The organism is Gemmobacter sp. LW-1, from assembly GCF_001303875.1.
Classification (GTDB): domain Bacteria; phylum Pseudomonadota; class Alphaproteobacteria; order Rhodobacterales; family Rhodobacteraceae; genus Gemmobacter; species Gemmobacter caeni.
The window spans coordinates 1-10,154 of sequence record NZ_LJSC01000003.1 but is presented as its reverse complement, the minus strand read 5'-3'; the positions used below and the strand labels follow the sequence as shown (position 1 = coordinate 10,154).

General features: G+C 64.9%; 10 protein-coding genes. 5 read left to right on the top strand and 5 right to left on the bottom strand.

Features of this window, described 5'->3' with window-relative positions; genetic code table 11:
• From AO684_RS00075 to murJ, 3 genes are all read left to right on the top strand, one after another.
• The coding region (locus tag AO684_RS00075) for a penicillin-binding protein activator (protein ID WP_054300706.1) at positions 1-1,061 on the top strand (1,061 nt) is incomplete at its 5' end.
• 35 nt (positions 1,062-1,096) lie between these two features.
• Positions 1,097-3,847 (top strand): [protein-PII] uridylyltransferase, encoded by a 2,751-nt coding sequence (locus AO684_RS00070; protein WP_054300708.1) that lies wholly within the window; start codon positions 1,097-1,099, stop codon positions 3,845-3,847.
• 3 nt (positions 3,848-3,850) lie between these two features.
• Positions 3,851-5,395 carry a murein biosynthesis integral membrane protein MurJ gene (gene murJ / locus AO684_RS00065; protein ID WP_054300705.1) on the top strand — a complete coding sequence of 515 codons (1,545 nt, stop codon included), beginning with the start codon at positions 3,851-3,853 and terminating at the stop codon, positions 5,393-5,395.
• Here the strand turns inward: murJ and AO684_RS00060 are convergent.
• Entirely contained in the window at positions 5,392-6,111 is a 720-nt protein-coding gene (locus AO684_RS00060) for a rhomboid family intramembrane serine protease (RefSeq protein ID WP_235451181.1), read from the bottom strand. The two genes, murJ and AO684_RS00060, sit on opposite strands and share 4 nt — an antisense overlap.
• A gap of 60 nt (positions 6,112-6,171) precedes the next feature.
• Between AO684_RS00060 and trpS the strand changes: the two genes are divergently transcribed.
• Positions 6,172-7,215 carry a tryptophan--tRNA ligase gene (gene trpS / locus AO684_RS00055; RefSeq protein WP_054300704.1) on the top strand — a complete coding sequence of 348 codons (1,044 nt, stop codon included), beginning with the start codon at positions 6,172-6,174 and terminating at the stop codon, positions 7,213-7,215.
• 51 nt (positions 7,216-7,266) lie between these two features.
• A complete protein-coding gene (locus tag AO684_RS00050) occupies positions 7,267-7,602 on the top strand; it encodes a GIY-YIG nuclease family protein (RefSeq protein WP_054300703.1) in 336 nt (111 codons plus the stop codon).
• Between the two features lie 68 nt (positions 7,603-7,670).
• Here the strand turns inward: AO684_RS00050 and AO684_RS00045 are convergent, their stop codons facing one another.
• The 4 genes from AO684_RS00045 to AO684_RS00030 all read right to left on the bottom strand — a co-directional run.
• Complete coding sequence (locus AO684_RS00045; RefSeq protein ID WP_054300702.1) at positions 7,671-8,126, bottom strand: universal stress protein; 456 nt, start codon at positions 8,124-8,126, stop codon at positions 7,671-7,673.
• A gap of 82 nt (positions 8,127-8,208) precedes the next feature.
• Positions 8,209-8,898, bottom strand: coding sequence for a site-2 protease family protein (locus AO684_RS00040; protein ID WP_054300701.1), 690 nt, complete (start codon positions 8,896-8,898; stop codon positions 8,209-8,211).
• Between the two features lie 10 nt (positions 8,899-8,908).
• Entirely contained in the window at positions 8,909-9,784 is an 876-nt protein-coding gene (locus AO684_RS00035) for a branched-chain amino acid aminotransferase (protein WP_054300700.1), read from the bottom strand.
• 66 nt (positions 9,785-9,850) lie between these two features.
• Positions 9,851-10,154 (bottom strand): helix-turn-helix transcriptional regulator (locus AO684_RS00030; protein WP_152968304.1); only part of this gene is annotated, 304 nt, incomplete at its 5' end.

Below are 10,154 nucleotides of genomic sequence, written 5' to 3'. Positions count from 1 at the left end.
TCGACCCCGGCGCGCCGGTGCCCGTGGCGCTGCTGATTCCCTCGGGCTCCGGGCAGGCGAGTGACGAGTTGCTGGCCCGCAGCCTTCAGAATGCGGCGCGGCTGGCAATCTCCGATCTGGGGGGCGTGAAGATCGACCTCCGGGTCTATCCGACCGCCGGCCAGCCGGGCCGGGCGCAGGCGCAGGCCATCAAGGCCGTCGACGAAGGTGCGAAGATCATCCTCGGCCCGGTCTATGCGCAGGAAGCCAATGCCGCCGGGGTTGCCGTGGCAGGCCGGGGCGTCAATGTCCTGTCCTTCTCCAACAACACCGATATCGCGGGGGGCAATGTCTTTGTCCTCGGCCCGACCTTCCAGAACACGGCCGACCGCCTGGGCCGGTTCGCCGTCCGCTCCGGCAAGAGCCGCGTGATGGTGGTGCATGACCGCAACATCCAGGGCGAGGTCGGCCGCACGGCGATCCAGCGCGGCGTCACCGCAGCGGGTGGTTCGGTGGTCGGTGTCCAGTCCTATGAATTCTCGCAGAACGGCATCCTGTCCGCCGCCCCGGCAATTGCGGCGGCCACCCGCAACACCGGGGCGCAGGCTGTCTTTCTGACCGCCGACACCGCCGGCGCGCTGCCGCTGATCAGCCAGACCCTGCGTGACAATGGCGTCAGCCCGCCCGCAACCGCACTGATCGGCCTGACGCGCTGGGACATTCCGGCCGCGACCCTGAACCTGCCGGGCATTCAGGGAGGCTGGTTCGCGCTCCCCGATCCCGCGCTCTACAACCAGTTCCAGAACCGCTATCAGGCGGCCTATGGCGAGCCGCCGCTGCCGATCTCGGGGCTGGCCTATGACGGCGTTGCAGCCATCGGGGCGCTGGTGAAACAGGGGAACCGCAATGCGCTGACCAGTTCGGGCCTGACCCAGGGGTCCGGGTTCGTGGGCGTGAACGGGATCTTCCGCCTGCGGAGTGACGGCACCAATGAACGCGGTCTGGCCGTGGCCACCATCCAGAACGGCCAGATCTCCGTCCTTGATCCCGCGCCGCGCAGCTTTGCCGGTGCCGGGTTCTGAGACCGGGGACAAGCTTGCACCGCGCCGCCCTGACGATGCAGGACATGCTGCTGCCGGGGGTCGAGATCATCGACCCCCGCGCGCTTTCCGCCACCATTTCCAGCGCCATCGCGGGCGAGACTGATCCGCGTGAGGCCCGCGCCGTCGCGGTGCGCCATCTGACCGAAGCCAAGGCCGCCGCCAACGCGGCCCTTGCCACCGCCTTCGCGGAACGCCCCCTGGAAGCCCGCGCCCTGACGCGGGCGCAAAGCCATCTGACCGACGGGCTGGTCAGCACGGCGTTCGACCTCGCCTGCCACCATTTTCATCCACTGCCGACACCGACCGAGGCAGAGCGGCTGTCGGTGCTGGCGGTAGGGGGCTATGGCCGTGCCGAAATGGCGCCGTTTTCCGATGTCGACCTGCTGTTCCTGACCCCCTGGAAGATGACCCCCTGGGCGGAAAGCGTGATCGAGACCATGCTTTACATCCTCTGGGATCTGAAGCTGAAGGTCGGTCATTCTTCGCGCACGGTGAAGGATTGCATCCGTCTGGGGCGCGAGGACATCACCATTCGCACCGCCCTGCTGGAACATCGCCAGATCACCGGCGACACCGCGCTGGCGCAGGAACTGGATAATGCCCTCTGGGCCGAGCTTTTCCGCAACTCCGGCCCCGAATTCATCGAAGCAAAGCTTGCAGAACGCGCCGAACGGCACAAGCGGCAGGGTGGCCAGCGCTATGTGCTGGAACCCAATGTGAAAGAGGGCAAGGGCGGGTTACGCGACCTGCAAACGCTTTACTGGATCGGGAAATACCTCAACCGTGTGCCGGATGCGGCGGGGCTGGTGCAGGCGGGTCTTCTGACGCAGGACGAATACGAGACCTTCAACCGCGCCGAGAACTTTCTCTGGGCTGTGCGCTGCCACCTGCACTACATCTGCAAGCGCGCCATGGACCAGCTGACCTTCGACATGCAGGTCGAGGTGGCGGCGCGCATGGGTTATCACGACAGCGGCGGGCGCCGCGCGGTCGAGGTGTTCATGCAGGATTACTTCCGCCATGCGACGCGGGTGGGCGAACTGACCCGCGTGTTCCTGACCCAGCTTGAAGCCCGCCACGCCAAGCCCGAGGCCGGTATCATGGGCCTGTTCCGCCGCCGCAAATCGGTACGCGCGGGCTTTCGTCTGGTGCAGGGCCGCATCGACGCCGCCGACCCGCGCAACTTTCTGGCCGACAAGCTGAACCTGCTGCGGGTTTTCGAAGAAGGTTTGCGCACCGGCTATCTTCTGCATCCCAACATCATGCGGCTGATCGCGGCGAACCTGCGGCTGATCGACGACGAGATGCGCGAAGACCCGGAAGCCCAGCGCATCTTTCTCGACCTGCTGCTGAAACACGGCAATCCTGAACGATCCCTGCGGCGGATGAATGAACTGGGCGTGCTGGGCGCCTTCATCCCCGAGTTCGAGCCCATCGTCGCGATGATGCAGTTCAACGTCTACCACCATTACACGGTGGATGAACACATCATCCAGTGTATCTCGACCCTTGCGCAGATCGAACGCGGCGAGCTGGTCGAGGAGCTGCCGCTGTCGTCCGACATCCTTGAAAAAGGCGTCAGCCGACGGGTGCTTTATGTTGCCCTGCTGCTGCACGACATCGGCAAGGGCCGCCCCGAGGATCATTCGATCCTTGGCGCCCAGATCGCCCGCCGCGTGGCGCCGCGTCTGGGGCTGAATGACGAGGAATGCGAAACTGTCGAATGGCTGGTGCGCTATCACCTGCTGATGTCCGACATGGCGCAGAAACGCGACATCGGCGATCCGCGCACGGTGCGCGATTTCGCCAAGGCAGTGAAAACCCGCAAGCGGCTGGATCTGCTGACCGTGCTGACGGTCTGTGACATTCGCGGCGTCGGCCCCGGCACCTGGAACAACTGGAAGGCCATGTTGCTGCGTCGCCTTCACAGCGAAACCGCCGAGGCGCTGGAAAACGGGCTGGAAAACGTCAACCGCGAGCGGCGCGAGAACGAGGCGAAACGCCAGTTGCGCGAGGTTCTGGCCGACTGGGATGCCAAGGATCTGCGGGCCGAACTCGCGCGGCATTACGCCCCCTACTGGCAGGGGCTGCTGACGGAAACACAGGCGGTCTTCGCCCGCCTGCTGCGTGATCTGGACGATACCGAGATCCGCATCGACCTGCACCCCGATCCGGCGCGCGACGCGACGCGGGCCTGCTTCGCGCTGGCCGATCATCCTGGCATCTTCTCGCGGCTCGCCGGGGCGCTGGCACTGGTAGGCGCGAATGTTGTGGATGCGCGGACCTATACGTCAAAGGACGGCTATGCCACCGCGGTGTTCTGGATACAGGATACCGACGGCCACCCCTACGAAGTCAGCCGCCTGCCCCGCCTGCGTCAGATGATCGAAAAGACCCTGCGCGGCGAGGTCGTCCCGCGCGAGGCACTGGCCGACCGCGACAAGGTAAAGAAGCGCGAGCGCGAGTTCCGCTTTCCGACCCATATCACCTTCGACAACGAAGGGTCCGAAATCTACACGATCATCGAGGTCGATACCCGCGACCGGCCGGGGCTGCTTTATGACCTGACCCGCACTCTGGCGGCGAACAACGTCTACATCGCCTCGGCCGTGATCGCCACTTTCGGCGCGCAGGTGGTGGACAGCTTCTATGTGAAAGACATGTTCGGCCTGAAACTGCATCAGAAACACCGGCAGGAGGCGCTGGACAAGAAGCTGCGCCAGGCCATTGCCGAGGGGGCCAAACGGGCGCAGGCCCAAGGGTAGCACATGACGAAAAGCCTGATCCGCAATGTCGTCACCCTCGGCGGGTGGACGCTTCTGTCGCGTGGTGCGGGGTTTGCCCGCGACATCCTGATGGCGAACTATCTTGGCGCAGGCGCGGTGTCCGACGCCTTCTTCGTGGCGCAGTCGCTGCCCAACATGTTCCGCCGTTTCTTTGCCGAAGGCGCCTTCAATCAGGCTTTCGTGCCGATGTTCGCCAAGAAGGTCGAGGCGGGTGAGGATGCGCAGGGCTTTGCGCAAGAAGCGTTCAACGGCATGGCCTGGCTGCTGGTGGTGTTCACCATCCTCGGAACGGTTGCGATGCCCTCGCTGGTCTGGGCCATGGCTTCGGGCTTTGCAGGCGACGAACGCTTCGACCTTGCGGTGATCTATGGCCGGATCGGGTTCTCCTACATCCTGTTCATCAGCCTCGTCGCGCTGGTCTCCGGCGTGCTGGTCACCAAGGGCCGGTTCACCGAAGCGGGCTTTGTGCCTGTTCTGATGAACCTCGCCTTCATCGCTGCCATGTGGCTGGCCGACTGGCAGGGCTGGAACATGGGGATGACGCTGGCCTGGACGCTGCCGCTGACCGGGGTCATGCAATTCGGCTTCGTCTGGTTTTCGGCCCGCGCCGCCGGGCATACCTTCACCCTCGGCTGGCCGCGCTGGAGCGCGGATCTGAAGCGGCTGGCGATCATCGCAGGCCCCGCGATCCTTGCGGGCGGGGTGGTGCAGATCAACCTTCTGGTCGGCCGTCAGGTCGCCTCGCATACCGAAGGCGCGGTGACATGGCTGTCCTTCGCCGACCGGCTTTACCAATTGCCTCTGGGCGTGGTGGGCATTGCCATCGGCACGGCGCTGCTGCCGGACCTCAGCCGCCGCCTGCGCGCGGGCGATGCAGAAGGCGGACGCGCGAGCCTCAACCGCGGCGCCGAATTCGCGCTGGCGCTGACCATTCCCGCCGCCGTGGCGCTGGTCGTGATCGCCCTTCCGCTGGTGCAGGTGCTGTTCCAGCGCGGCGCCTTCGGATCGGACGATGCTGCCAATACCGCGCTGGCGCTGGCGGCCTATGGCCTTGGCCTGCCCGCCTTCGTGCTGCACAAGGTGTTCCAGCCGCTCTATTATGCGCGCGAAGACACCCGCAGCCCGTTCCGCTATGCGCTGTGGTCGATGGTGGTGAACCTCGCCTTTGCCGTAGGCATGATGCCGGTGATCGGATTCATGGCGGCGGCGCTCGCCACAACCGTTTCCGGCTGGGTCATGGTCTGGCAGCTCTGGCGCGGTTCGCGCACCATGGGACCGGAGGCGCATTTCGACGCCCGTTTCCGCGCCCGGATCTGGCGCATCGTCGCCGCCGCGCTGGTGATGGGCTTCGTGCTTTGGGCGGCTGCGCTGCTGCTTGGGCCCGCGCTGGATGCCGCGCGCTGGCGCTGGCTGGCACTGGGAGCGCTGGTCGCCAGCGGCATCATCAGCTACTTCGGGTTCGGCACGCTGATCGGCGCCTTCCGTCTGACCGAATTCAAATCAGCGCTGCGCCGGAAACGCGCCTAGCGTTCCCGCAACCGCGCCCGCACGCGGGCAAAACCACCGGGGCTGACCACGAAGCTCAGCACAAAGCCGGTGGCGAAGCCCGCGATGTCGGCCACCCATTCGGTGCCGCCGCCAAAGAACACACCGAACAGCAGTTGCGCAAACAGCAGGAAGCCGATCAGCGTGAAGGCGCGGTACTGGTTCGCCCCCTCCCCGGCCAGCCGCACCCACAACAGGAAGGTGAAGGCCCCGATCAGCCCGTAGATCGCCGGATACCCGCCGACCAGCGGCTGCACCAGCCCCGGCACAGCGGTATAGACCCCCGCCGCGACCATGGCTGCGCCGAAGAACACCACCAGCACCGCCCACCAGCGAAAGATCTCGCCCACCATCTTGCCAAGCGCCAGCAGCATCACCACGACAAACACCGCATGGGTAAAGCTCGTGTGCACGAAAGGATAGCTGACCAGCCGGATCAGCCCGTCCAGCGGCCAGACATGATTTTCCGCCATCCAGCGCAGAAGATCGGGTGAAAAGGCAAAGCGTTCCATCGCGTCCAGCCGCCAGCCAACGGCATGTGCGCCACCGATCAGCCCGCGCTGACCAAGGCTCACCACCACCTCCATCGCCACGATGGGCAGAACCAGCGCCCAGACGACCCAGGGCAAGGGGTTCAACGGCGGTTCGGTCAAATCGTCCTGATGCTGCATCTTCGCCTCATGTTGCAGGGCCTTCATTGACGCCCCTTGCCACCAAAGGTAAGCCGAAGCACCAGCCATTTCCAGACGGAGAACATCATGTCCGAGCCGGTCCAAACGCCTCAGACTTTCACCCCCCGCGTGTTTTCAGGCATCCAGCCTTCGGGCGGCCTGACCCTCGGCAATTATCTCGGCGCGCTGAAGCGCTTTGTCGAAAAGCAGGACGAGGGCGGCGAGACGATCTATTGCCTTGTCGACATGCATGCGATCACCGTCTGGCAGGACCCGGCTAAACTGCGCCACCAGACGCGCGAGATGGCGGCAGGTTTCATCGCAGCAGGCATCGACCCGGCGCGCTCGATCCTGTTCAATCAAAGCCAGGTGACGGCGCATGTCGAACTGGCCTGGATCTTCAACTGCGTCGCGCGGATGGGCTGGATGGGCCGCATGACCCAGTGGAAAGACAAGGCCGGCAAGAACAGCGAGAACGCCTCGCTGGGCCTGTTCGCCTATCCGGCGCTGATGGCGGCCGACATTCTCGCTTACAAGGCCACGCATGTTCCGGTGGGCGAGGACCAGAAACAGCATCTGGAACTGACCCGCGACATCGCCGCCAAGTTCAACAACGATTATGGCGTGACCTTCTTCCCGATGACCGAGCCGGTGATCGAGGGTGCGGCCACCCGCGTCATGTCGCTGCGCGACGGATCAAAGAAGATGTCGAAATCCGATCCCTCGGATCAAAGCCGCATCAACCTGACCGATGATGCCGATTCCATCGCTGCCAAGATCCGCAAGGCCAAGACCGACCCCGAGCCGCTGCCCGACACGCTCGACGGGCTGAAGGACCGGCCTGAGGCGCGCAATCTGGTGAACATCTACGCCGCCCTCGCGGGGATGAGCGCCGCGGATGTAGTGGCAGAATATGCGGGCGCGCAATTCGGCAGCTTCAAACCGAAGCTGGCGGAGCTTGCCGTGGCGAAACTCTCGCCAATCACGACCGAGATGAATCGCCTGATGCAGGACCCGGCCGAAATTGACCGCATCCTCGGCCGCGGTGCCGCACAGGCCGAAGCCATCGCCCGCCCGATCCTCAACGAGGTCTATGACATCGTGGGCATGATCCGCTCGCGCGAGGTGTGATCACTGTTGGTGCGCCCGGTGACTGGGCGCACCACAAAACGGATATGTCGCATGTCTCCGGCTTTTGCCTATGTCGTTTACAAGATCACTTTCCCGAACGGGAAAATCTACATTGGCAAGGACATAGGTGGCGGCGGCCACTCTCTGCGCTATTTCGGATCGTGGAACAATGCGAGTGTCGAAGCGGATTTCTCGCGTGACGAGATGCGCAGCTTTGTTCTTCGCAAAGAAATCCTCTTTGAAAGCTATGACAAAGTCGCCGTGACGCGGAAGGAAAGCGAGCTTATCCGCCGCCTGAATGCCTCGGACCCGACAATTGGCTACAATCGCACACACCGGCGGCGCGTTATCTCAGGCGATCCGACGCAGGAACCACCTTGCACATAACTTCCTATGCGAGCTGCATTTTCTGCCCTTGAATGTGCCCGCGCCGCCGCAGTCGCAGGGGCCCTTCGTCAGGTAATGGCCTCCAGCCGTTCCTTCGACATATCCCCCGGCACGATGGTGACCGGGATCGGCAGAGTACCCGAGCTTCGGCTGAGCGTGGTGACCAGCGGACCGGGGCCGCTTTTCTCGGTGCCGGCGCCAAGCACCAGAACGCCGATCTGCGCGTCCTCTCGCACCTGCGCCAGGATCTCGGTCGCGGGGTCGCCCTCGCGGATCACCAGTTCCGGGTTCACCCCCTGCTTGTCGCGCATCCATTTGGCGAAGACCTCGAAATGCGCCTCGATCCGCTCGCGCGCCTCGGCGCGCATCAGGTCGGCCACGCCCATCCAGTGCTGAAACTCTTCCGGCGGGATGATCGACAGGATTTGCACCCCTGCCCCGGTGTGCGCTGCCCGCAGCGCGGCATAGCGCATGGCGTTGAGGCATTCGCGGCTGTCGTCCAGCACGACCAGAAACTTGCGCATCGTTCTCTCCTGCCCGGCGGTATCCCGGTGCGGGCATAGTGGCGGCGCGGGGCGGCCTTGGCAAGCGCAGCCCGCACCGGGGTCAGTAATGCGCCTCGCCCCGCGCCATGGCCAGATGCAGCGCCAGCGACGGGATGAAGAACAGAAGCCAGCCGGTGCTGAGGAACACCCAGATCAGCATGGGGAACCACAGGATGCAGAAAACCACCCCGATAGCGCCTGCGATGCGGATGGCCTGCGCCGGCGGCCAGAACCGCCGCAGACCGATCTGCAACAGCCGCCCGCCGTCCAGCGGCAGCACAGGCACCATGTTGTAGAAGAACAGGAACAGGTTCATCGTGGCAGCAAGGCCCAGCCAGGGCACCATGGCAATACCGAACCGCACCCATGCCGGATCGGAAATGGCAAGCTGATACACCGCGTCCTGCGCCAGCCCCAGCACGGCCCAGAGCGCGAGATTGACCAGCGGCCCCATGGCCACGATCAGCTCGTCCTGCTTAAAGCTGCTGCGGCGGTGCTCGCAGAAGCCGCCGCCCCCGTGCAGCACGATCCGGTTGACCGTCAGACCCTGCACGCGCGCGCCCCAGGCGTGGCCCAGTTCGTGCAGATAGACCGAAGCGATGAGGATGCACAGGAAAATCGCGGTGATGACAAGGCTGCCGCCCCGCATCAGCGAAAACCCTGCCATCATCAGCGCCAGAATAGCGACCGACTGGCGCACCTCGACCGGCACGCCGAACAGGCCACGGAAGCTGAAGACCGTCTGCTCCAAGATGGTGCCGTCAGGCCGCGCGGGCCGGGGCGCTGTGCGCCCAGTCCATGTAAAGGCCGCGGATGCGGTCGGTCATGGCGCGGCTGCGGTATTCGGTGTCGTCGAAGCGGGCAACCGAGGTGACCTTGGCGAAGTTGCCCGACAGGAACACCTCGTCCGCCGCCTCGAAATCGGCGAAGGTCAGCACGGTTTCCTGCACCTCGATCCCCTCGGCCCGCATATTGGCGATATGGCGCGCGCGGGTGATACCCGACAGGAAGGTGCCATTGGCGATGGGGGTGAAGACCGCGCCATCCTTCACCATGAACACATTGGCCGTGGCGGTTTCGGCCACATTGCCCATGGCATCCGCGACCAGCGCATTGCCGAAGCCCTTCTGCTTGGCCTCGACCAGCATCCGGGCATTGTTGGGGTAAAGGCAGCCCGCCTTGGCATTGCAGACCGCATCTTCCAGCACCGGGCGGCGGAAGCGCGTGCGGGTCAGCGTGGTTTGCCCGGTGGCGGGCGGCATCGGCACTTCCTCAAGACACAGCGCGAAGCCGGTCGAGTTTTCCGCCGGGGCAACACCCAGGTCCGAGCCGTCGATGGCCCAGTACATCGGGCGGATATAGACCTCATGATCGGGGCCATAGGCGCGCAGGCCCTCCCGCGCGATTTCCAGCATGTCCTCCACCGCCATCGTCGGCGTGATCATCAGCGCCTCGGCCGAACGGTTCACCCGCGCCAGATGGCGGTCAAGGTCGGGCGCGATGCCATCGAACCAGCGCGCGCCATCAAAGACGGATGAGCCTTGCCAGATGCCATGATCGGCAGCGCGCATCACAGAAACGTCGCCGTCATGCCATTTGCCTTCGAAAAAGGTGCGGATGTTCTTGCCGAATGCCATGGGAGGACTCCTTTCCCCGGCACTAAAGCACCGGGGCCGGGCAAGGTCCAGCTTGAGGATGTGCGGTTACAATCCCGCACGCCAGACCGAGGGCGCCACACCATGCGCCTTGCGGAAGGCGCGGGTCAGATGGGCATGATGGGCAAAGCCGCAGGCGGCAGCCACCTCGGCCAGTGGCTGCCCTTCCGCGATCAGCGCCTCGGCTCGCGCCATCCGGCGGCGTTCGACCCAGGCGCGCGGGCTGAGGCCCGTGCTGGCGCGGAAGGCGCGCTGGAAATGGAACTCCGACAATCCGGCGGTCGCGGCCAGATCGGCAAGACGCAGGGGCTGATCCAGTTCCTCCTCGATCCGGGCGCGCAGACGCCGCAGC